The organism is Phormidesmis sp. 146-12 (assembly GCF_052939495.1).
The window spans coordinates 32,640-55,270 of sequence record NZ_JBJPHS010000026.1; the positions used below are offsets into that span (position 1 = coordinate 32,640).

The following is a 22,631-nucleotide window of genomic DNA, read 5'->3' on the forward strand; positions in this document are numbered from 1 at the left end:
CTGGTCTTTAGTCTCTTGATTAGTTGGCGATCGGCTTCCCGCTCACTTGGGCGGATTTGTTGGGGGCTTGAGCGACTTGCATCGCTTTGACTAACTGGGCCAGGGAGGTTTCTAGCTGAGTTCCGGCATCCATCGCTACCCAACCTTGAGTCGTCAATTGGCGAAACTCAAAGTGCAGGTGAGGCCCCGTCGAATTGCCCGTACTGCCGACTCGCCCGATCACCGTGCCTTGTTTGACGACTTCTCCAGGCTTGACAAAAATCTCTGATAAGTGGGCGTAGAGCGTTTGCTGGGTGTTTTGATTGTGACTCAGGGCAACGGCTAACCCGTATCCGCCTAAAAAGTCGGCCATCGCTACCTGACCTGCATAAGCTGCTAACACAGGAGTCCCCATTGGTGCGCCCAAGTCTGTTCCTGAGTGAAAGCGACTATCGCCTGTGATCGGGTGAACGCGCCAGCCAAACAGCGAAGTGATCGGAGCCGGGAGTGCGAGAGGAAAGATTAGCCGAATGTTGTTGCCCAGACGACCGATCGGGCGCACGGTGCGATTGTAGTAGTCCCGAACAGTGCTGTATTCGCGTCCTACCGGGGTGGTGCTGCCTGGATTCCAACCGATCCCACTGCTCGAAAGGCTGACCGGGCCCGCTTGAATCGGTGCCACACTCATCGGAGTTGATCGATCCACAGGCGGGCGACTCACGATCGTCACAGGTTCTGATCGCTGGGTGGCACCCAGATTGTAGTTGGTGCGATCGATAAAGGTGTCTGGGACGGGAGCGGCTTCTTGGGAGGAGACAATTTCGGGGGCTGAGTATTCGGGGGCAGCGGGGGCAGGAATGATCACCGCAGGTTCGGGAGCCGAAATCACGGGATCAGGGGTCGCCGTGTTGTCGGGCGAGATCGGCGTTTGGGCCAGGCTGACTCTTCCACTCAAAACGCCCAACCCCACCCACCAACTCATGCCGCAGAGCAAAAAGAATCGCTGTTTAGCCAGCTTGGGCGCGATCGAAGGAAAAATTTTGTGCTGAGTCATGGGGCAATCCTCGCGGACGATGAAGTGGACGGTTGACAAGTTTTCTGAGTGATGGCGGATGTCAGGGAGTCTGCTAATCAAAAATCATTGTGAATCTCCCTCCAGCGGATGCTCTGTCTTATTGTGCCTTGCTCGATCGCGTTCGTGTAGAAATCAGAAGCGTTGACAAAGATTTGCCGACGAAAACCTACTGTCTTGAAATGTTGCTCACGGCTCTTTGGAGTTGAGCGAGCGATCGGTTGTAGCCCAAAATCGCACTCACCAAACTGCCCTCAGCCCGCGTGAGATCGGTTTCTGCGTTGATCACTTCTGTCTGGGTGCCGACCCCCGCTTGAAAGCGTAATCGAGCTAACCGTAGTGATTCTCTGGCTTCATTGAGAGCCGTGCCCGCCGTGGTGATGTTAATCCGATTGGACTGCAACGTAGAAAAGGCCTGCTCAACCTGGAAGCGAACCGTGTTGCGGTTTTGAGCAAATCGAGCCTCGGCAATCTCTTTGTTTTTTTCCTGCTGTCTGGCACGAGCGACGGCAGCTCCTCCATCGTAGAGACTCCAGCGGGCCTGGAGACCAATACTGTAGCCATCGGCGGCTCTGACGGGCTGCTCAAAAACATCCAAAAGATTATATTGAGCCGACACGCTGACGGTGGGCCCTAACGCAGAAAGGGCGGCTTTGCGCTGCTGTTCGCTGACTTCTCGTTGGACAAGCTGCTGCTCTAATTCGGCTCGATTTTTGTACGCCAGAACGATGCTATCTTCGATCGACAGCGGCCAGGTTCCCGCGGTGGTTACCGGATCAGCCGCAGACAGATTCACCGATTCGGCAATGCTGATTCGTTGAGCGAGTTGGCGACGACGAACGGCTTGAGTAGCGATCGAGTTGGTCAATTGTTGTTGAGCGTTGGCTAATTGAACCCGCGATCGCAGCACATCAAATCGAGTGCCCAGTCCGGCTCGTTCTTGGGCTTGAGTATCGCGCAAACTAATCTCAGCGTTTCGCACGGCGGCGGCATTAATCCGCACTTGCTCGTCTGCGTCTTGCAGGTCGTAATAGTCGTTGGAGACATTGAGCCGCAGATCTTCCCGCACTCGCTCGACTTCTAGCTCATTGACCCGTACCTGACGCTCGGCTGCCCGATTTCGAGCGGGTCGCAGCCCAGAGGTGTAGATATCGTAGCTAAGTTGTAGGCTGCCGTTGAGCGTCGTGTTGACCGGATCGCTGTCGTCTCCCTGAAAGAAGGGATTGTTTCGCTGCTGAAAGGCCTGAGCCTTACGATTAAGCTCTGAACCCGCACTTTGAGCGCGAGTCAAGTCTGCCTGTACGGCCAGCGTAGGTGAATTGGCTGCTTGGGCTTCTCGGAGCGCTGACTGAGTACTTTCTAGCTGCAATCGCGCCACTTGCAGGTCACGGTTATTGCGTTCTGATAGCTCGATCGCTTGGGCCAGCGTAATCGGCTGCGTTCCCTGAAGTCGGACTTCTTCGGGGCGGGTAGGAAACTGGAGCGGATTGGGCGAAGGGTTCAAATAGTCGGGGGCAGGCTCGATTCGTCCGGGGGTCGGAGCCGAAGGGCGAGGGTTCTCACTTGGGGCGGGGGTCGGTGTGGGCGTTGGGGTAGTATTCGATGGCGGCCCAGCCGGAGGAAGTGGAGTCGAGGGCGTTGGGGGTTTGGCGGGCGGGGTGTTTTGAGCCGTGGGTTTAGGGGGTTGAGTGGTGCGCGTGTCCGCAAGCTTTTCTGGCTCAAAGGCTCTGGCGACATCCTCCAGTTTGGGCACTTCTACCACAGGAGGCAGTTGGGCGACTCCTTGCGGGGATCTCGAAGAGATTGCTGGAGATTCTTTAATCGGCGCGGCGGTTTTGGGAAGGGTGCGCTCAACAGGCTTGACGACTTGGGAGACAGAACGCTTTTGAGCGGGAGGCTTTTGAGCTGTGACAGGGAGGTTGAATGCTTGTGCCAGGGTGCCAATTTTGGGTAGGCTGACGGCTTCGATCTGAGGCGGGTTAAAGGTCTGGGCGATCGTTTGCAGGTTTCTCAAAGCGATCGTTCCGACGGATGGCAGCGGAGCCACGACAGATTTTTTGGGGAGTGCCTGGGCCCGTCTAGAATTGGGTTGAATTTCAGGCTTAAAGGCTTGGGCGACTTTGGCAACAGATGTTTGGGTCAGATTACCCAGCAAATTGTCTTTAGGTAACTTGTCTAAAGAGACCTGTCTCGGACTGGAATTTGTCTGCTTTTCGGATCTAAAGATTTGGGCGACTTCGGCGACGGATTTTTTGCTCGGCTTGTTAGTCAGATTATCTTTAGTCAGATTATCTTTAGTCGGATTTTTGGTAATCGAATTGTCAGAAGAAGCCTGTCTCAGACTGGAGTTTGTCTGGGTTTCGGGTCTAAAAAACTGAGCAATCTCGGCGACCCCTTGTGAATCGCTTGAGGAGATCGCTGGCTTTTTGGCTGAACTGTCTTTAGCCGGACTGTTGGAAGGAGTCGGCCTCTGGTTTTGGGGCTGACCATCGGAAAGCGTTTGAGAATAAGCCACTCCCGTACTGCCGAAGGCGATCAAAGCTCCCACACCCACACTCATTAAATGAAGAGACATTTTCATACGTTCTCGGTTAGCCCACAGCATATTGAATCAGTGACACGGAGTAGAAACTCCGGAGACGACCTTAAGCAGGATACCGCTTGTGGAGGTCGATCGGCAAAACTGTTTGACTTTAGACTTTCCAGGTTGGGCGGTTTGATCCTTTTGGCGATTAGCGTCTAGGAGAAACGATCGTCCCCCATGAAAGAATACAGGACAAAAAATAGCAATCTGAAAGACTAAACAATTTTCACGAGTAATCGAGCGCTATTATGCCGCTAACTTAGTTGATTACGGAATTGATGAGTGCTGATCAGGAGAAGGGCGATCGCAAAGGCCAACAGAGCCAGCGCTTCGGGGTACAAAACATCGAGTCCATTGCCTTTGAGTAAAACGCCACGGGCAATTTTGACATAGTGACGCAGCGGATTGAACAGCGAAATGGTTTGGATCAAGGGTGGCATACTCTCGACGGGCGCGATCGCCCCAGACAGTTGGATTAAGGGGAGATTAATAAAAAATGACGTGAGAATTGCCTGCTGTTGAGTGCGAGAAATCGTTGCGAGTAAAAATCCCACTCCGATGCCTACAAAAATATACAGCCCTGAGAAAACCATGAACAAGAAAAAATTACCGCGAAAAGGAACCTGAAACACAAATTTTGCGATGCTCAAGGCGAGTATGACTTCACCCAGGAGCAACACAAATAAAGGAACGATTTTAGCGAGAATAATTTCCCACGCTTCGGCGGGAGTCATCAGCAGTTGTTCGAGGGTGCCAGAATCTTTTTCTCGGACGACGGTTGCAGTGGAAACGAGCGAGCTTCCCAAATTTAACACCAGCCCCAACACTCCCGGAACGATGAACCAACTGGAGATCAAACCTGGATTGTAAAGATAAACCGCCTGCGTCTGGATGGGTACGATCGTCTGCGGTGAAAGTTGCCGACTAAACTGGTTAATAATCTGAGTCGCGTAGCCACTGGCAATCCCCGCAGTATTGGCATCGACGGCATCGATTAAAACCTGCACTTCGGCCGTTTTATCGCCCTTCAAATCGCGGTTAAAGTCAGGAGGAATCACCATGCCTGCGGTAATTTCGCCCCGCCGGACTTCTTCGCCTAAAGCAAACTCGCTGAGGGGCAATCTCTTCGAGATACCCGCAAGGGGTCGATCCACTCGAAACACGCCATTCACTGTCATCGCTGCAACTAATTCTCGACTCATCGGTGTATTAGAGTAATCGACCACTCCTAATTTCAAATTTTGCACGTCGGGATTGAGCGCCAAGCCAAAAATCAAAAGCTGCACCGTGGGCGGAAAGATGAGAATAAAAATAAGCTGTTTGTTGCGTAAAATCTGACTAACTTCTTTGACCGCTAATGCCCAAAATCGACTTTCTATTAATTGCCGAAGTAGTTTCATTTTGAGAAGGTGAGGAGTGAGGTGTTGAAGACAAAACTTAATCAACCGGGTAGCTGCATTCGGCCAATGACTCGTCTGGCGATGTTGAAGAAGAATAGAGAGAGCAGAATTAAAAATAAAGGAGCTGTCCAAATGCCTGGCCAGCCTGTGCCTCGGACAAAAGCATCTCGACTGATTTCGATAAAATAACGAGCGGGCACTATATTCGTGACCAACGATAATGGAAAGGGAATGTTGCTTAAGGGATAGATGAAACCAGATAATAAAAGCGCTGTGAGGAAGCCTGCGGTAGCAACGCCCTGAACAGCAACGGTACGATTGTTAGCACGAACGCCGATTAATAATCCAAACATAATGCTGGCTGTTAGAAATAATGCAGTTCCGATAATCAAAGGGGATGGATCGCCCACAAACCAGATTCTAAAAACGACGCATCCTAAACTCATCACAAACAACGCTTGACCGATTCCTACAACAAAATAAGCTAACCATTTTCCTAACAATAATTCAGCAGCGCTCATACTCGAAGCATAGGTTTGTAGAATCGTACCTTGCTCCTTTTCTCGCGACATTGCCAACGATGCTAACAATGCTGGATAGATTGCTAAAATTACACCAAAAACTCCCGGTACGATATACAGCGATTCCTTGCGTCCCGGATTAAACCACAGGCGCGTATGGGCGATGACTCGACTCGGTGATGGTAAAAGCTGCTGGTCTTGGATGAAAAAATTGGTGACGGCTTGAATGCTGTTTTTGACCACACGGGCATTGTTGACATCCGCTCCATCGATCAAAACCTGCACGGTGCTTGTCTTTCCAGCTTTGATGTCGCGACTAAAATCAGGGGGAATGATCACCGCCGCTTTGGCCAACCCCCGATCGATGCCCTCTGCCGCATCCTTCCCACTCCACTGCACAGGCGTAAACTGATTGGTCGCATAGAGTCGCTCATGGTAGCTTTGACTGAGATTGCTGCGATCGTCGTCCTGCACAATTAGCTGAATATTCTTTGCCTCCAACCGGATTGCGAATCCGAAGATGAACAGCGTCATGACTGGCAAAATGAACGCCAACGCTAATGTGAGTCGATCGCGACGAAACTGCGCTAATTCTTTGGAGCATTGAGTGAGGATTCGGGACATGGGGGAGGGAGGAGGGAGGAGGGAGGAGGGAGGAAATAAATTCCTTGAGGTTAGGGTTGGGCGCGTTGGACGACTCCGATGAAGGCATCTTCGAGCGAGAAGGGGATGGGACGGAGCGATCGTACCGGGAGATTGGCAGATTTGAGGAGCGATCGCACTTTGGCAGTGTCTTGAATGGGGTCATCGACGACGATGTGGAGGCGATCGGCAAAAATTGAGACGCGCCAGGAGTCCAGGTGCTGTTTGAGGAGGTTGGAGGCGGCCTGATTTTGGTCGATCATGACTTCGATTAGTTGTCCGGGTTGGGCGGCTTTGATTTGACTGGGTGAACCTTCTGTGACAGTTTCGCCCGCTACCATGAAGCTCATGCGGTTACACTGTTCGGCTTCTTCTAGATAGTGGGTGGTAACGAGAATGGCCGTCCCGTTGCGGGCAAACTCGTTGATCAGTCGCCAAAATTGTCGTCGGGCCAACGGATCGACTCCAGAAGTTGGCTCGTCTAAAAACAAAATTTCTGGCTCGTGCATGACCGATGCCCCAAACGCAACGCGCTGCTTCCAACCGCCCGGAAGTTGCCCCGTCAGCATGGTTTCTTGCCCTTCTAGTCCACAGGTGGCAATCACCCACTCGATTTTTTCTCGACGCAGCTTGCGCGGAATGCCATACACGCCGCTGTAGAATTCCAGGTTTTGCAAAATGGTCAGATCGTCGTAGAGCGTGAATTTTTGACTCATGTAGCCAATCCGCCGCCGCAAGTCACTGCTACGAAGGTTGCCTCGTTCGCCTCCCAGCGCAATCTCACCCGAACTCTTCGGCAGCAAGCCACACAGCATTTTGATCGTGGTCGTTTTGCCTGCGCCGTTTGCTCCCAACAGCCCAAAAATTTCGCCATAGCGGACTTCGACATTCACATTCTTGACGGCCTGAAAGCTGCCAAAAATTCGATTCAAATTCTGAGCATAAATAGCGATCGGGTTGCTGGCTGCTAAATCCCACTGGTTACGATCGCCCTTCGATCGCGGAAACTCCAGAAATTGAGGAACCGAGCCTTCCTGCCGCAATCGAGTCACAAAGACATTTTCCAACGTTGGCTCTGCGGGATTGATTGCGCCCACTTTCAAGTCATGCCGATCGAGGATCTCCCGTACCTGCGCCTCTCCTTCTCGCAAATCCGTCACCAATACATCCAAGCGATCGCCAAAGGTCTGCACATCCGCGATCGCCGTTTCACCTAATTCCCCGCTGGTGGCTAACGCCCGCTCTGCTGCACTCAAATTGGAAGGAAAAACCTCTAAACGCTCTAACCCCAGACTATTTCGCAACTCAGCCGGAGTGCCAATCTGTTGAATCTGACCGTCATACATCAAAGCGACTCGGTTACAGCGTTCGGCTTCGTCAAGATAGGGAGTCGCTACGACGATCGTCACCCCTTCCGCAGACAAGGCCGCCAACACATCCCAAAATTCTCGCCGCGAAACCGGATCAACGCCTGTCGTCGGTTCATCTAACAACAAAACTTGAGGCTCAGACACCAGCGCACAACAGAGAGCCAGCTTTTGTTTCATGCCGCCCGACAGTTGACCCGCTAAACGATCGCCAAACTGATCCAGACTCATCAACCGCAGATATTTGTCTCGACGTTCTTGGAAGAGGCGATCGGGGACTTGCCGCAAGCCCGCCACATAGCGCAAATTTTCATCCAAACTCAAATCGAGATAAAGCGAAAACTGCTGCGTCAGATAGCCAATGCTCAATCGGGCATCTCGTGCAGGCTGATTGAGAACGCGCACCTCTCCCGCCGTCGCCTCCATTACGCCGCCCAAAATGTGAAACGTCGTCGTCTTTCCTGCTCCATCTGGCCCAATTAGTCCAAACACTTCCCCTCGTCGCACTTCAAAATCGACTCCCCGCACCGCCGCCACTCGTCCATAATGCTTGTGCAAATTGGCGACTTGAATGATCGGGGAACTGGAAACTGAAGCGTCCAGCGTAGAAGTGGGATGGTCGATCGCATTCTGAGTCATGGGATGTCCTGATTGCGATTATTCGCCGTTGAGTTTGACTTCGGCATCGGCCGGCATTCCGGGTTTGGCGAAACCGTTGGGATTGTCGATCGTGACTTTAATTCCAAAGACTTGCTTGACGCGATCGTTTCTAAAATAAATATTTTCTGGCGTAAAAGACGCTTTGGGGTCGATCGCCGCCACTTTTGCCGCCAAAGGCTGATCAGGATTGGAGTCGAGAAACACCCTTGCGGATTGTCCCACCCGAATTTTGCCAATCTCACCTTCTGGCACATAGCCGCGTAAATAAACCGAATTCAAATCAATCACGGTTAACAGCGTTTTACCCGTTGCCACGACGGCCCCCGGTTCCACAGGTCGAGCCGTCACCACTCCAGCGATCGGACTCTTGATCGTGAAGGAATCCAACCGTTTTTGTAACTGCTGTTGAGTGGCGATCTTATTTCTCACTTTGGCTTGAGCGGCCGCCAGTTTTGCAGAAGCCTGATCGCGCTGTTGATAAAAGCCAGCCAACTGAGCGCTACGAATATCCGGATTCAATCCCGTCGTCTGCACTTGAGTTAGCCCACCCTGAGCTGCACTGAGTTGATCACGAGCCGCCGCAACAGCCGCCTGACGAGACAACAACGTTGCTTTAGCGGTTTCAATTTTTGCCTGAGTCGTTTCGACCGTCGTTTGGGCTTGATCAAACTGCTGCTGATTGATTGCGCCATCTGCCACGAGTTGAGCATAGCGATCGCGCGTCTTAATATCCAATCTCAATTGCGCTTCGGCTTGCTTAACGTCAGCCTCAGCTTGCTTCACCTGTGCCTGAGATTGTGCCAGTTGAGCATTGGCCGCAGAAACGGTAGACGAGGCTTGACTGATTCGCCCGGTGGCATCGCCTTTGGACTGCTGCAAATTAAGCTGTGATTCTCGAATTCGACTGTCTGCCACAGCCACCTCTTGTCTCGCCTGCTGTTCTTCTTGCCGAGCCGCCTGAATGTCTGCCGTCGCTGCTCTCAACTGTTCGGGCACTTCTTCATCGGTGATCTCAGCAATCACCTGATCTTTTTGCACCTGATCCCCTTCTCGAACGGCGATCGTACTCACCCGTCCCCCCGTCTTTGCTCCAATATCCGTTTCGTCTGCCTCAATCCGTCCGCTCAGTCGCAGTGCTGTCGCTTCAGGTTTGGGCAAAAGTTGCCAGGTGGCGTAACTGATCCCGGCGATCGCCACTCCAATCGGAATCAGCAACATGGGCTTAAATTTACGCCGCGCTTGAGGTTTGAGCGAATCCTGAAGATTGTCCGTCGATTTGGGAAGGGTCTGAGACATCGCGGTAAGGCTTTTAAAGCAGCGAGGATGCGGGTTAAAATCATACTAGACTGTCCAGTTTGATTAAACAACTCCTCTTTGAAAAAGTTAATAAGCCAATCTGAATTCAAAGGCAAGAATGGCTAGTAGCGGTCAATGATAGGTAGGTTGGGGCTAACGGACGATCGACGGTTCTGTCTTCTCGTCTCCAGTCGCTCTACGGAGTCTTAATTGATCACTTAGGATCGTCGATGTCCCCTGACTCACCGCCGCCGATGTCTGAGTTAAAAGTGTCTGAGTTAAAAGTATCTGAGTTAGAAGTATTTGAGTTAAAAGTGTCTGAGTTAAAAATCTTGAGCGTGGCTGCCAGCCCAAAACAGGAACAAATCCTTCAGGGGGCGATGCGAGTTTTTTTGCGATCAGGATACCCAGGCACCAGCATGGATCGAGTGGCCACAGAAGCAGGCGTGTCAAAACAAACCATCTACAGCCACTTTCGCGACAAAGAAGGACTATTTATTGCCTTGATCGAGCGGGCCACGATTCGCCACTTTCAAGAAACCTTTTGCTCAGAATCGTTGCGCGGCGACCCGGCGATCATGCTGCGACAAATTGCAGAGACGTACTTTTTAAAGGTAGTCAACGAGGAATATTTATCTCTGTTTCGGATCATTATTGCCGAGTCCGCCCGATTTCCAGAATTAGCCAAGCTCTACACTCGCGCCGTTGTCGTCCAGGGTCGGCAGCTTCTCAGAGGTTATTTTGACTTGCACCCCGAAATCGGCATTGATGACCCAGACGCGATCGCCCAAATTTTCTTTGGATCGCTCGTCTCATTCGTCGTTTTACAAGAAGTTCTCTACGGCAAAGACATCATTCCAATGGAGCGCGATCGCTTGATCAATAACCTAATTAATTTAGTCCTGGCGCAAAGACGGGATGAGGGATGAGGGATGAGGGATGAGGACAGAGATTGGGAGTTGTGGCGATTCGTCCGGGTCTTGTTTGGTAAGAGCAAAATCCGAAATATTGACACCCCCGAACCGATAGAAGCAATTTTTTCATCCCTCATCCCTCATCCCTCTCTCTTCCCTCCCTCCTCCCTCTCTCTTCCGACGCTCTCCCCAATTCCCCTTTTCCCTGATACTGGAAACATAAGAGCGATCACTTTTCGGAGGCAAGATGCTGCTATCTAAAGGGTTTGAAATTGAGGTTTACACAGGAACGCCCGAAGGTGAAGTCGTCGGCATGTCTGACAAAATTGTGGCTACACTTGACGGTTTTGTGAGAGAACCAGATAGCCGAAACGTTGAATACACCACCCCTCCTAGCTATCGATATGAACGATCGCTCTGTGATCTGGTACGCCCTCGCACTCAACTGCGCCAATATCTCAAACAACTCGGAGACTATACCCTGATTCCGGGAAGCACGTTGTCCTTGGGAGGAGCCGATCGCTTTCATCGCTCTGATCCTGGAAATCCTTATCACGACTACATTGAGCAGACTTACGGTACCAAAGTCGTCACGGCCAGCGTCCACATTAATATTGGCATCAGTGATCCGGAAGTTCTCATGCGGGCCTGTCGGTTGGTGAGGCTAGAAGCTCCGTTATATCTGGCGCTGAGTGCTGCCTCTCCCTTTTTGAATGGAGACGTGACGGGCTACCATTCAACTCGCTGGGGACTTTTCCCAAAAACACCTGCTCACGTCCCCCTGTTTGCCAGCCACGCTCACTTTATTAACTGGACAGAGGAACAACTAGCAGCCGGAACGATGCAAAATGTGCGGCATCTCTGGTCATCGGTGCGTCCGAATGGCGATCGCCGTCCCTACAATCTCAACCGTTTGGAACTGAGGATTTGTGATCTGGTGTCTGATCCGATCGCCCTCCTCTCGGTTACAGCCCTTCTAGAAGCTCGACTTATTCAACTCATCGAAAATCCTGATCTCGACCCGCTCCAACTCAGCGACCTCTCTGCCGAGGAATTGGTCACGCTGACCGACCAAAATGAAAGCCTCGCCGCCAAGGATAGTTTGCAGGCTGAATTGCGTCATTGGCAGGACGGGCGACCCATTTTGGCTCAAGATTGGGTCGAAGAACTTTATGGTGAAGTCTGGTCGATCGCCAAAAAACACGGCTTTAGCTGCTTTTTACTTCCTGTTAAAAAAATTCTTCGAGAAGGCAATGAAGCGCAACGCTGGCTAAAACTCCGACAGCAGGGCTGGGATAATCAGCAGATTTTGATGGACGCAATCCAATCAATGCAAATGCAAGAACTGGCGCTTCAAGCAGAATTGTTGGTGGCGTAAAGACAAATCTGGTCGGTGACCTTTAGCGGTTGGAGTAAAATTGTCAGCAAACTTTTAGTCTGACCGCTAAATTTTGAAGGTAAATCAACTAAAGCTCCCCTAAAAATGCGATCGATCCCTAAGCCAACTGATTGATTCTTCTGCGCCAAATTAGAGATTGATAAAAGAAGAATTTAAATTCTTGCCAGGAAAAATCACTACTTTATGACAAAATCAAATCTTTAATCTATCCAGAGGCTGATGATAATTTAAAATTAAAATATCTAATCAATCCATCAATGATTCTCTATTATTAAAAAAATATATCAATCGTTCAATTTAGCCGATCATCTGCATTCTTCTGGATACTGAGAACTCAAGTATTGATTCATTCATGCCTAGAATTGTCCTGATTCAGCCCCTGATCCCCCCCAATACGGGTAATATCGCTCGAACCTGTGCTGCTACAAATACCGAACTTCACCTGGTCGGGCCGCTAGGATTTGAAATTAGCGATCGCACCCTCAAGCGGGCTGGCCTCGACTACTGGCCCTATGTCAACCTGCACTGTCACGAGTCTCTACAAGCGTTTCAGACCTTTCACCAACAGCAGGGCGGCCGCTGGATCGGCTTTAGCACTTCAGGACGTTCTAGTTATCTTCAGGTCAACTATGCGATCGACGACTGGCTGCTATTTGGTAGCGAAACGACCGGACTCTCGACCGACGTGTTGTCTGCGTGTGCTCTGACGGTTCATATTCCCATGAGTCAGCCGCAGGTTAGAAGTCTCAACCTCTCTGTCAGCGCAACTGTTGGACTATTTGAGGCTCGTCGCCAACTCGGATTGATGCAGTAGTTGTCCACGATTGAGAGCAGGTTAGGGCGACCTTTGCGGACACCTCAAAGAGACCACCTCCAGATTATGAAAGCGGCCGGGTCTGAGTTAACGTGAATTCGATGGAGTTTTTCCGCTCCGTTATTCAGCACTTCAGCCCCCTAAATCCCCCAATTCTGGGGGACTTTTGGACAAGATCTCTCGTTCAAAGTCCCCCAATTTTGGGGGATTTAGGGGGCTGAAGCTGATTGAAACGAAGTGAGTCACTCTCATCGAACTGACGTTGAGTTAACGTCTACCGCTCAAATCCTGAACCCTTTTGTAGCGCTTGTTTGTAGCGCTTGAACTCAGCCCTGTTATCCCAGAATTGTGCAGAAAGCTTTGTTTCTTAGCTCAAATACTTCTGTTAATCCAAAATCGCTTTAACTCCGGCAAGCCGTAGATCTAAGGATTAGAATCCATGATGGCTGACCAATGCCATATCTATATATGTACATCTAAATATGTGCATCTAGGCATCAAGCTGATAATCATGCAGAAGTTGTGCAGAGAAAATACTGCCTCCTGATTCACAAAGTGAAATCATCCCCACAATTAGTGATTTACACTACTAAATTGCTTTAAACCAATAAGAAATTTATATCAGAGGTGCCGATCGTCGGAAGAACTTCAGATTTTTATCTTTGAAATTTCAAACTATTAATTTCCAACGGCTGAAATCTTCGTGGAGTAAGGATTCTAGCTTTTATAATTTCTTCCAGGCGACAGACCTGCGTCTTTAGAGTATGGTAGTCTGCATGATTCTACGGTTGAAGGCGAATCTGCCTTTGCTTTAACTTCATGTCACTACATGCTGATAATCAGTGACTTGACGCGGATCTTAAGATTGGACTAAAGATTCAATTAGACAGATTCACACCCTGTCCGTCTTTCTGAGTTATGAATCAACAACTGCCCCATATTTTCCTGTTGCAATCTGAGCAGAGTAAGCTAAACTCCTGTTTGGATTTGTCTCAGGTCAACATCGGACAGTTACCCTGTTACGATAAGTTGCTACAAGTCAGTCACCTGCGTTTTTGGTATTTGTCAGGAAATCATTTCATTTTGTTGAATGATATGAACTTGTCTAAATCAAAAAACCAAGGTAATCTTGCCTAAGTGTATTTACCGATTGTGATCTCGATCGCTTCTTCAAGCAGTTTTGATCACTGACAGAGGGTGAAATTCATGGCTCAAGGACAGTTAAATGCTGGACATTTAGGAGGTCGTTTTTTGAAACGAGCATTTCCGCAAGAGATCAATCCTGTTCCCTTTAGCGCTGTCAACAATGACGCTCTGACGGAACAGCCCAAGCAGGCGCTCCCAGAATCAAACCGTCGCGTTCGCACTTCTGCCGCCATGATCGGGTTGGCAATTTCGATGGGAGCTTACGGGGTACTTGCACCTCAACAAGGAGAAGCCGCTGTCGCCGCTGAACCTGTTCCTGCCGAACCGACCGCCGCTACGATACCCGATGTTGCGGTTTTGCCGCCCCTGAGTGAAGCTGCTGCTGCCGTTCAATCCGAACAGGTCAAGCACACGGTTCAAGAAGGTCAAACCCTCTGGAGAATCGCGCAGCTTTACAAACTCGGTGTCAGCGAACTCGCCACGCTCAATAATCTGCGCCCTGACAGCGTTCTCTACGTTGGGCAAGTGCTGCAAGTGCCCGCAAGCGCTTCGACCGTTGAGCAAAGTCGGCCTGATGACCGTGCGGCTGTGTCTGCCACTGGTTCTACAAATGCAGTAGTGCCCTCACTCACAGAACCCGTTGCTGTCATCGCCTCAAGCCAGCCTGGGATTTATACCCCCGGTGACGAGTCTCAGCAGCTAAAGAGTAAGCAAGATGCTGCCGTCCAGAGCCTAAAGCAGCAGCGGGATCGTCTGAAGCAGAGTTTGGCGGAGTTGAAGTCTGAGGAGTCCGAGAACGGGTTGGCTTCCACGGCGGAGGTGCCATCTCCTGCTGAAGTGGCAAATCTGATGAACTATCAGGTAAACGCTGGGGAAACCCTGTCCTCGATCGCGCAAGCTCACGGGGTTTCTTCCTCGGAATTGGTGAAGATTAACCAACTGAGCAATCCCAATTTGCTAAAGGTTAATCAATCGATCAAAATTCCCCAATCTAGCGCAGCCTTGCCTTCGCAGGTTGCCTCAGTTCCGGTTGCTTCAGTTTCAGACAGACTGACTTCGGTCACCGTTCCAGTGGTGCCTAGCCTTTCTGCTGCGACCAATCAACCCACTGCGCCCTCTGTTTCTGTAAATGTCCAGCCCATTCCTCCGACCGCTGGCGTAGGCGGAGATGCCGAGCAGTTTGCCCTCGTAAATCCTTCTGGAATTACATCGGGCGGACAATACGGCAAAACTCAAGCGCCTCAAGCGTCTCAAGCGATCGACTCCAAGCAGCCCGATCAGTACGTCAACAACCTGGTTTCAGAGGTGGTTAAGCTGCGTCAAAAGTACCAGTCTAGAGGATCTAGCCAACCGTCTAAGCCTCTATTCTCCGGTCGTACTCAGGCTCCCGCTCCCTCCACGCTCAACGCTTCGACTCGACGGGTCAACCCAGAGTTTCGTCCCAGTCGCAATCTAGAAACCCTCCAAGCAGAGCTTCGCAGTTTGCAGCAGCGTGAGCGCAAATCAGAAAAACCGCAGGCTAAGAAACCTCAAATCGTGGCAGCCGCTCCTGCGGGTTCGGAGTCCTACGCGCCCTTGATGCGGTCTTCGGTGGGCAAAATGGTTTCTCCTAGCCTACCGCCGTTGGGCAAGCCCGATTCTTACCTGCCTGGAAGTGGTAAGTTTGCCGGATATATCTGGCCTGCTAAGGGAATGCTGACTTCTCCGTATGGCTGGCGCTGGGGACGGATGCACAAAGGGATCGATATTGCGGCCCCGATCGGGACTCCGATTGTGGCGGCGGCTCCCGGTAAGGTGGTCACCGCAGGCTGGAATGATGGCGGCTATGGCAACCTGGTCGAGGTCAAGCACGCAGATGGCAGCGTTACCCTCTATGGGCACAATAACCGCATTTTAGTGAAAGTGGGTCAGCAGGTCGCTCAAGGTCAGCAAATCGCTGAAATGGGCAGTACAGGCTTTAGCACTGGGCCTCACTCTCACTTTGAAGTTCATCTTCCAGGTCAGGGAGCGGTTAACCCGATCGCCTATCTGCCTCAAAATCGCGGCTAGTCGTTCTGTGAATGACTGATTTCTTCTTGGAGGAGTCTTACTGGCTCCTCTTTTTGCTATTTTTACAGGACGCTCTAGATTCTGATTCGAGTCTTGTGCTATACTTGTTAAGGCAATAATTCAGTTTGGCTCAGTAGCTCAGTGGTTAGAGCAGGGGACTCATAAGCCCAAGGTCGCAAGTTCAAATCTCGCCTGAGCCATAAAGAAAAGCAAGATACAGCGAGGGTTTCAAGGAACTCCCTCTGTTTTGTGTTGGGTCAAGTTAGCTCAGTTTGGGCTAGAAATTGGGGTAAATTGGGGGTAAAGCGTTTGAGCACGAACGTTCCTGTTTAGGAGTTTCACGAAGCGCTTTCAAAGGTTCGGTTCAGATCAAGGTATCGAACGATCGCATTCAGCTTGTGTTTTCGGTCGCTGGCAAACGTCACTACCTCTCCACTGGACTTGCAGATACCCCTGTTAATCGCAAGATTGCAGAACGCAAGGCAGCGACGATCGAAGACGACATTTTCAAAGACAGGTTTGATCCAACGCTGGAGAAATACAAGCCGCACTCGGCTCTCAGCAACGTTACCCCAAGTTTTACCCCAAGTGCGCCGCCAAAGACTTCGCTGATCGAGCTATGGGAACAGTACACCGAGTTTCAAAGCGCTCATCTTGAAGAAACGACGATCATTCGGGATTACGGCAAAGTCGAGAAGCGTCTTCGCAAACTGCCCAAGCCGAATTTTGAAGATGCAGTTGTGATTCAAACTTATCTGCTCAAGAATTACGCGGCAGAAACGGCAAAACGTACCCTGAAGCAACTGAGTGCTTGTTGCGAATGGGCAATGCGGAAGAAATTGGTGACTGACAATCCGTTCAAGGAGTTGGCTAGGGAAATTCGGACAAAAAAGAAGAGTCGGGTGTCGCGCAAGCCGTTTTCTCGAACTTGCGTTCCAGCGATCATCTCAGCGTTTGAGAATGATACCTATTCCTCGAAGTTCTCCCCGATTCCGCATTCGTATTACGCTTCCTATGTCAAATTCCTATTTCATACCGGATGCCGACCCGAAGAAGCGGACACGCTCCGCGTGAGCCGAAGGCAACGCACTCAAATGGAAGCATATCGAGAAGAATCGCATCTACTTCTGCGAAGCGGTTGCCACTGATGTGAGAATCCGTAAGTCCACGAAGACGCACACGCCACGCTATTTTCCGATTAATGCAGAATTGCAGCGCATCTTGGACGAGATTAGACCGCAAGCTAGCAGCGCAAATGACTTGGTGTTTCCAGCAAGAAACGGGAAAGAATTGGATACGCACAACTTCTTGAATCGCGTCTGGAAACCTGTCGTCAAGCAATTAGTGGCAGCAGGCAAGGTCAAAGAATATTTGCCTCAGTACAACTGTCGTCACACATTCATCACCCTGTGCTTAGAAGATGGGATTTCTTCGCGTCGGGTGGCTGAATGGTGCGGGACATCTGTTGCGGTAATTGAAGAGCATTACGCAGGGACAATCAACCACATTCAAGTCCCATCGTTTGGGCTAGAAGAGGATGAATTTGGTGATTAAGATAGCGAGGGGTTGATCGAATCAACCCTTTTTCGCTTGTTTAATTGGTTTTGGAAGCAGTGTGATGTCGTGATGGTTACAGGAAAATTTGACAATCTTCAGGGTTCCAATCCCCAAGGACGGATTTCGGCTAATGCGAGTAGCGCTCGCTCTGCTAGGGGCAAATCAGCCTCGTCAGCCTAGGCAATCGATTCTTCATATATGCTTCATCTAAGCCTGTAAGTTGGCTAAATTCTTCTTCAATACTGTCGAGCAGTTCATCCTCAACATACAAGCAGCGCGAACTCACCTGCCAGTCTCGATCCCAAAAAATTCGATCGGCAAGGTCTTCGATGATTTCTTCTCACAAGTCGAAGTCAGTGGAGAGATCGCTGAAATCAGCTTCTTCCTCACGCTCTCCGTATTCCTCAACCGCAGATTCCCAGCGAGGGCGTACAAATTCTTCAAAGGCGTTCCAAAGCGATCGACGATAAGCATATTTCAAATCTTCTTCGTCATCAGACCATTCATCTTCTTCTGAAATCTCTTCCTCCAATCGCATCTTTAGATAAGCGAAAGGGAAGTAAGCACCTGCTTCGAGAACATTGGTCAATTCTGGGGCTTCGACTTCTGACTTCAAGAGTGCGAACAGACAATGATGGAGAATGATGACTTTTTGCTGGAAATTTGCAGAATCGAAGATGCGAACACTACGTGGAGCGAAGCTTGCGCCCGTTTTGACATCTAATTCGTCACCCATGACTTCGATGTAATCGATCGCATCTTGCATTGTGGACAGATAGAGTTCTGCCTCAGTGCCTTGGAGCGATCGTATTCCTAAACTGGTGTGCCAAACCATCCATTCCTTGCCTCAGTCCCCAAAGGTTCCCTCCTATTTTCTGCGATCGCTTCGAGATTTCTGATGGCAGATCGCAAAGGTTTTTCTCGAAAATGCGAAATAAAGAGTTCCGTGATTCGTCAGAAGAGGCAGAATAACGAGATTACTCCTATTTCTTCACGTTAATAATATTGAGCAGCTTCTGCGGAGATGCAAATAAACGCAGCCTCAATTGTTGGGGCGATATCTCAACCTGGATGACTTCTGTACTTGTACCCAGACCTACCAGAAGCATCAAGATCTCATCAACCCCTATCCGCAAAACATAGACGAAACGATTCCAGCATTGCAAGCACTCTGTCAGCATTTGCTTGACCCCATCATTGACCATTTTGGCAAAGAGCGATTTCAGCTTACCTATGGCTTCTGCTTAAGAGATTTGAAGCGCCTTTTGAGCCAGAAAGACCCAGAAACAGGAATTAAAAATGGTCGCGTTGATTCGAGCCGAGATCAGCACATGGCGCATGAGGTGAACTGGAATGGGAAGTACTACTGCGGTAGCTTCGCTGTTCCCCGAAGGGGTAAACGCTTAGGTGCAGCTTGTGATTTTCGGATTGTAGGGTTGGAAAGCGATCGCTTGGTGGAGTGGATTCTAGGGCGGCGATTGCCGTTTGATTCGCTGTATTTCTATGGAAGCGATCGGCCGATTCACATTAGCTACGGTTTGCAACACAAGCGTAAGATTTGGACATTCGCTGAAAATGGAGCCTCTGTCAAAATGCATAGTCTTCATCTTTCTTTCGGATCTAAGGAAGCACAGCAACTAAAGCGACAGGAATAGGTAAGAAGTACGTTTGCCATCCCAGTCGGGCAATACCCTAGAATTCTGCAACCATATTGAAACTTTAGAACTTGCTTCCTGTGCATTCTCAAGCAAGAGAGTTCATCAGTTCAAAATCTGAGTTTTGCGCTTCTTCTTCTAGAAGTGAAATGACTCCATGAACACATTCAGCAGAGTGACCTTGAGGACAGATTGGAACGTTAGATTCGTCCCTAAACGCGTAAAAGGTCATGTAGGACGAAGCGTTTTCTGATGAGCGTGCCTCTACTTCCAGCATTGGGTGAGTTGCAAACAGGAAATAGCGAACTTTATGTAAATCTGGCAATACCTTGCACAACTTGTCAGCAGAAATTGTAGTGAAATCCGCACCACGCTGCCGAGCTAGAGAGCAGGCAACCTCTCCAATGGGGTCAACATCCCTGATCAGGCGATGCTTCCAAACTTCGGCTGCGCTGCCGTTCTTCACTCGCTTTGTCCAAGGACGAAGACCCGCTAAAGAATAGTCTCCTCCAAGCGAACTAAAAAGATTAAATTCCGGATCAAAAGTAACCTTAATTTGTCTTGTACGGCTACTTGCTCTGTTAATCTCTGCGACCACTGCGCTTGCAGTTTCATTGCTAGTTTGTTCTCCAATCGTAAAGACTGGATGTTGCCATGTCACAGTATTAAACTTGAACGCGAAGTTATTCTGCATTCGAGGTGGCAGCCCAAGCTTGAGCCAGCACAATACTCTATCAAATAGCATCTTTCGAACAATGACTGACTGTGCCTCAAGATTCCTCTGGATGTCTCCTAGTTTTTGATTCATCTCTTTGTTTTGTTCGCTGGCATTCTCCAAAATTTGATTAACTACCAGTAACCTATTTTCTTGAACAGCGGTTAAGATTTCTTTTTCTTTCTCCTCATTCAATCCCCCTAAAATTTTCAGGCGTAATTGCTCATCTTTTATTCCTAGCTCTTCAAACCTTTCATGTAGCGCTAATTCCCTTCTTTCTTCATGTGTGCCCGTCATGATGAGATAGTGTGCCGTCACATCAGCAACTTGTCCAAGCCTTGCAACTCTGCCATTTCTTTGCATTAGAACGGCGGGTGATGAGCTTAGATTCCAATGCACAACCTGACTTGCAACTTGAAAATCAAAGCCTTCATCTGCTGCTGAAGTTGCTACTAAGACGCGAACATTTGAGCGTTCTACACCGCGAAATCTGCGAACAGCCCTTTCTCTTTCTGCACTACCCATACTTCCCTTAATCTTTTCACAAATGCCAGGAAGGGCTTTAGTGATAATTTCACAAGTTTGTAGAACCTCAGTGAAGACCAAGAAGCGGGAAGCAGGATGCTGATCAAGCTTTTCTTTCAACCAATCCAATTTTGCGTTTTCCACCCCATTACCTTGAGTGATTGCGGAGAAGTTCAATAAACGCAATGCAAGATTAGTTAACTCTAAGATTTCATTCGATTCAGCAATAAAGCTTCGGTTCTCATCATCTTTTTGATGTAGAACCTCGCTGAACTTATAGATTTCATTGATTTTCCCATCTCTTTGCGATAGCTTTGTTGCCTTAAATTCACTAAAATTATCGCTGGGAAACAGTACATCTGCGTATCTAATCGTACTGGCTCTACTCTCATCAAATTCTGCTAGTCGCTGTGAGAGCGCCACAATCAACCTGTGGAGATTCTCAGTACTTGCAGATGTATCTCGTCTATAGATGTCCTGAGTTCTCCATCTTTGATGTCTTATGCACCACCGGAAAAGCCACATTGCTCCAGAAATCGAGCTACTGGTTAGGCGCATCTCAAAGCCGGGTTGTTTCATTGAAATTCACGTTATCACTGTTCTATTTCTATGATCTCATACCTGTCTTAACTTAAGATTCTCGAATTGGATTTATCGAGGTGCCCTACTGCCTATTCGGTTGACTCGATCCAGGATTAGATGCTTCAGGTTGAATTAATGGATTGAAATACTCTCGGATGAGAACTATTTGACTATCAACAACCTCAATGACCCCGATGTACTGATTTCGATAGGGAGTTGGGTTGCTTGACACCAGAAAATCACCCTGTCCTTCAAGAATCACAGCATTGTCAAACCGTGACTGCCGAAAGACTATATTAACAAATCGAATTTGAGAATATTGACTAAAGATTCGATTGAAAAAAGCATTAACAGCCTGCCTGCCTTCGACTCGAAGTCCTCCCGGTTGCAATGGCGAATAAGGTTGTTCCAGAACAATGTTGTCTGTGATCAGTTGATTAACTGTGCTGATATCTTTAGCTTCCACTGCCTGAACAAATCGTCTAACAACCTCAATGCGCTTGGAAGAGACTGGTTTAGCACTCATTTTTTGGTCTAACATGGCTGCGCTTGATGGTATCGCATTGACACCACTCACAAAAGATAGTCCGACGCAAAGCAAAAGAGCAGAGCAAGCAAGTAACAATACTTTTCGATTCATCTTGTATTCCTCAAGAACAACGTTTGGATATTACTTTTCTTTACTTTAGTCGTGCAGTTTCTGTCTGTCCAATTCATAATTGATGCATTATTAATAACCAGCAGTTATTAAAATGGAAATTCGTTTGCTTCGCTATTTCGTGGCTGTGGCTGAAGAACTGCACTTTGGCAGAGCAGCCGAGCGGTTGCACCTGACGCAGCCTGCTTTGAGCAAGCAAATTGTGGTGCTGGAGCGTGAACTAGGTGTTGTTCTCCTAACTCGGACGAAGCGGGTAGTCCGGTTGACGATCGCAGGACAGGTATTTTTGGAACAGGCGAAACAACTGCTTGCCCAGGAAGAGCGCGCGATCGAACTCACCAAACGCACTGCTCGTGGAGAAGTCGGACAGCTAACCATTGGTTTCACCTCCACCGCAACCTACACGGTGTTTCCAGAGCTGTTAGGGCGATTCCGCGATCGTTTTCCCCAGGTCGAACTCAATCTGCAAGCGCTTTCAACCGAGGCTCAGGTTGCCGCCTTGAATGAACGCAAAATAGACCTAGCGTTTCTGCACCCACCAATTGATCAGCGTGGGTTGAAGCTGCATCCGATTCTGGAAGAGCAATTCCTGGTTGTGCTACCCAAAAAACATCCCTTGCTTGGTTACACTAAAATCCCTGCTGCTGCTTTAGCGAATGAAGCCTTTATCATCCATCCTCGTCAGGAGGTCCCTGCGCTTTACGATGGATTTATTCAACTCTGTGAGCAACTTGGCTTTCAACCTAACATTGTCAAAGAGTCTATTTCATTACAAACCCGTGTATGTTTGGTGGCGGCGGGGATTGGCATCACCTTTGTTTCAGAGTGCGTCCGGCCTGTTGTTGGTACAAACGTCATTTGTAGACCTCTGGCAGATTCGCCTATTACTCTCAAGTTTGCAGCGGCTTGGCGTGAAGATCTTATCTCCCCAACCCTACAGAAATTTTTGGTAGTTTTGTTGAATGAAAGAGTGCAGGACGATCGCTCAACCACTAGCTCTAAAACTACTAACGCTAGAGCCTAACGAGAACTGTTGCAAACAGCAATTTATCAACCCCAGAGTCTCATGTAGCTTAAAACAGAGTGTGCCAGACTT

General features: G+C 49.3%; 17 protein-coding genes and 1 tRNA gene. 9 read left to right on the top strand and 9 right to left on the bottom strand.

From position 1 onward, the window contains the following. Nucleotides 1-19: 19 nt before the first annotated feature. The 6 genes from ACKFKF_RS13165 to ACKFKF_RS13190 form a co-directional block, all read right to left on the bottom strand. The gene (locus tag ACKFKF_RS13165) at nt 20-1,033 is read right to left on the bottom strand and encodes a M23 family metallopeptidase (RefSeq protein ID WP_446868121.1); all 1,014 of its coding nucleotides are present in this window, start codon (nt 1,031-1,033) and stop codon (nt 20-22) included. Between the two features lie 187 nt (nt 1,034-1,220). Next, nucleotides 1,221-3,626 carry a TolC family protein gene (locus ACKFKF_RS13170; RefSeq protein WP_446868122.1) on the bottom strand — a complete coding sequence of 802 codons (2,406 nt, stop codon included), beginning with the start codon at nt 3,624-3,626 and terminating at the stop codon, nt 1,221-1,223. A 263-nt stretch (nt 3,627-3,889) separates the two neighbouring features. Further along, nucleotides 3,890-5,035: an ABC transporter permease gene (locus ACKFKF_RS13175; protein ID WP_446868123.1), complete on the bottom strand. Its 1,146-nt coding sequence runs from the start codon at nt 5,033-5,035 to the stop codon at nt 3,890-3,892. A 41-nt stretch (nt 5,036-5,076) separates the two neighbouring features. Next, nucleotides 5,077-6,180 carry an ABC transporter permease gene (locus ACKFKF_RS13180; RefSeq protein ID WP_446868124.1) on the bottom strand — a complete coding sequence of 368 codons (1,104 nt, stop codon included), beginning with the start codon at nt 6,178-6,180 and terminating at the stop codon, nt 5,077-5,079. Between the two features lie 50 nt (nt 6,181-6,230). Further along, nucleotides 6,231-8,204 (bottom strand): ATP-binding cassette domain-containing protein, encoded by a 1,974-nt coding sequence (locus ACKFKF_RS13185; protein ID WP_446868125.1) that lies wholly within the window; start codon nt 8,202-8,204, stop codon nt 6,231-6,233. A gap of 18 nt (nt 8,205-8,222) precedes the next feature. Then, nucleotides 8,223-9,521 carry an HlyD family secretion protein gene (locus tag ACKFKF_RS13190; RefSeq protein WP_446868126.1) on the bottom strand — a complete coding sequence of 433 codons (1,299 nt, stop codon included), beginning with the start codon at nt 9,519-9,521 and terminating at the stop codon, nt 8,223-8,225. Between the two features lie 230 nt (nt 9,522-9,751). Here ACKFKF_RS13190 and ACKFKF_RS13195 point away from each other — a divergent pair, with 230 nt between their 5' ends. The 7 genes from ACKFKF_RS13195 (at nt 9,752) to ACKFKF_RS13225 (ending at nt 17,397) form a co-directional block, all read left to right on the top strand. Beyond that, entirely contained in the window at nt 9,752-10,450 is a 699-nt protein-coding gene (locus ACKFKF_RS13195) for a TetR/AcrR family transcriptional regulator (protein WP_446859847.1), read from the top strand. A 232-nt stretch (nt 10,451-10,682) separates the two neighbouring features. Continuing rightward, a complete protein-coding gene (gene gshA / locus ACKFKF_RS13200) occupies nt 10,683-11,813 on the top strand; it encodes a glutamate--cysteine ligase (RefSeq protein ID WP_446868127.1) in 1,131 nt (376 codons plus the stop codon). Nucleotides 11,814-12,186: 373 nt separating this feature from the next. Next, nucleotides 12,187-12,648: a tRNA (cytidine(34)-2'-O)-methyltransferase gene (locus ACKFKF_RS13205; RefSeq protein ID WP_446868128.1), complete on the top strand. Its 462-nt coding sequence runs from the start codon at nt 12,187-12,189 to the stop codon at nt 12,646-12,648. Between the two features lie 1,206 nt (nt 12,649-13,854). Further along, nucleotides 13,855-15,843: a peptidoglycan DD-metalloendopeptidase family protein gene (locus ACKFKF_RS13210; RefSeq protein WP_446868129.1), complete on the top strand. Its 1,989-nt coding sequence runs from the start codon at nt 13,855-13,857 to the stop codon at nt 15,841-15,843. A 127-nt stretch (nt 15,844-15,970) separates the two neighbouring features. Continuing rightward, nucleotides 15,971-16,043, top strand: a tRNA-Met gene (locus tag ACKFKF_RS13215). A gap of 168 nt (nt 16,044-16,211) precedes the next feature. Beyond that, nucleotides 16,212-16,991 (top strand): Arm DNA-binding domain-containing protein, encoded by a 780-nt coding sequence (locus ACKFKF_RS13220; protein ID WP_446868145.1) that lies wholly within the window; start codon nt 16,212-16,214, stop codon nt 16,989-16,991. 1 nt (nt 16,992) lies between these two features. Beyond that, nucleotides 16,993-17,397 (top strand): hypothetical protein, encoded by a 405-nt coding sequence (locus ACKFKF_RS13225; RefSeq protein WP_446859842.1) that lies wholly within the window; start codon nt 16,993-16,995, stop codon nt 17,395-17,397. A gap of 343 nt (nt 17,398-17,740) precedes the next feature. Here the strand turns inward: ACKFKF_RS13225 and ACKFKF_RS13230 are convergent, their stop codons facing one another. After that, nucleotides 17,741-18,235, bottom strand: coding sequence for a hypothetical protein (locus ACKFKF_RS13230; RefSeq protein WP_446868130.1), 495 nt, complete (start codon nt 18,233-18,235; stop codon nt 17,741-17,743). A gap of 211 nt (nt 18,236-18,446) precedes the next feature. On the opposite strand from ACKFKF_RS13230, the gene ACKFKF_RS13235 reads away from it, so the two are divergent. After that, on the top strand, nt 18,447-19,055 hold the full coding sequence (locus ACKFKF_RS13235) for a hypothetical protein (RefSeq protein ID WP_446868131.1): 609 nt from the start codon (nt 18,447-18,449) through the stop codon (nt 19,053-19,055). 88 nt (nt 19,056-19,143) lie between these two features. Here the strand turns inward: ACKFKF_RS13235 and ACKFKF_RS13240 are convergent, their stop codons facing one another. Then, nucleotides 19,144-20,718, bottom strand: coding sequence for a helicase-related protein (locus ACKFKF_RS13240; protein ID WP_446868132.1), 1,575 nt, complete (start codon nt 20,716-20,718; stop codon nt 19,144-19,146). Nucleotides 20,719-20,959: 241 nt separating this feature from the next. Then, a complete protein-coding gene (locus ACKFKF_RS13245) occupies nt 20,960-21,418 on the bottom strand; it encodes a nuclear transport factor 2 family protein (protein ID WP_446860726.1) in 459 nt (152 codons plus the stop codon). Between the two features lie 211 nt (nt 21,419-21,629). Between ACKFKF_RS13245 and ACKFKF_RS13250 the strand changes: the two genes are divergently transcribed. Further along, the gene (locus ACKFKF_RS13250; protein ID WP_446868133.1) at nt 21,630-22,559 is read left to right on the top strand and encodes a LysR substrate-binding domain-containing protein; all 930 of its coding nucleotides are present in this window, start codon (nt 21,630-21,632) and stop codon (nt 22,557-22,559) included. Nucleotides 22,560-22,631: the final 72 nt, after the last annotated feature.

Coding starts and splice junctions, on each gene's coding strand:
- ACKFKF_RS13165 (WP_446868121.1), bottom strand. CDS start 1,033: ATGACTCAGCACAAAATTTTTCCTTCGATCGCGCCCAAGCTGGCTAAA.
- ACKFKF_RS13170 (WP_446868122.1), bottom strand. CDS start 3,626: ATGTCTCTTCATTTAATGAGTGTGGGTGTGGGAGCTTTGATCGCCTTC.
- ACKFKF_RS13175 (WP_446868123.1), bottom strand. CDS start 5,035: ATGAAACTACTTCGGCAATTAATAGAAAGTCGATTTTGGGCATTAGCG.
- ACKFKF_RS13180 (WP_446868124.1), bottom strand. CDS start 6,180: ATGTCCCGAATCCTCACTCAATGCTCCAAAGAATTAGCGCAGTTTCGT.
- ACKFKF_RS13185 (WP_446868125.1), bottom strand. CDS start 8,204: ATGACTCAGAATGCGATCGACCATCCCACTTCTACGCTGGACGCTTCA.
- ACKFKF_RS13190 (WP_446868126.1), bottom strand. CDS start 9,521: ATGTCTCAGACCCTTCCCAAATCGACGGACAATCTTCAGGATTCGCTC.
- ACKFKF_RS13195 (WP_446859847.1), top strand. CDS start 9,752: ATGTCCCCTGACTCACCGCCGCCGATGTCTGAGTTAAAAGTGTCTGAG.
- gshA (WP_446868127.1), top strand. CDS start 10,683: ATGCTGCTATCTAAAGGGTTTGAAATTGAGGTTTACACAGGAACGCCC.
- ACKFKF_RS13205 (WP_446868128.1), top strand. CDS start 12,187: ATGCCTAGAATTGTCCTGATTCAGCCCCTGATCCCCCCCAATACGGGT.
- ACKFKF_RS13210 (WP_446868129.1), top strand. CDS start 13,855: ATGGCTCAAGGACAGTTAAATGCTGGACATTTAGGAGGTCGTTTTTTG.
- ACKFKF_RS13230 (WP_446868130.1), bottom strand. CDS start 18,235: ATGGTTTGGCACACCAGTTTAGGAATACGATCGCTCCAAGGCACTGAG.
- ACKFKF_RS13245 (WP_446860726.1), bottom strand. CDS start 21,418: ATGTTAGACCAAAAAATGAGTGCTAAACCAGTCTCTTCCAAGCGCATT.
- ACKFKF_RS13250 (WP_446868133.1), top strand. CDS start 21,630: ATGGAAATTCGTTTGCTTCGCTATTTCGTGGCTGTGGCTGAAGAACTG.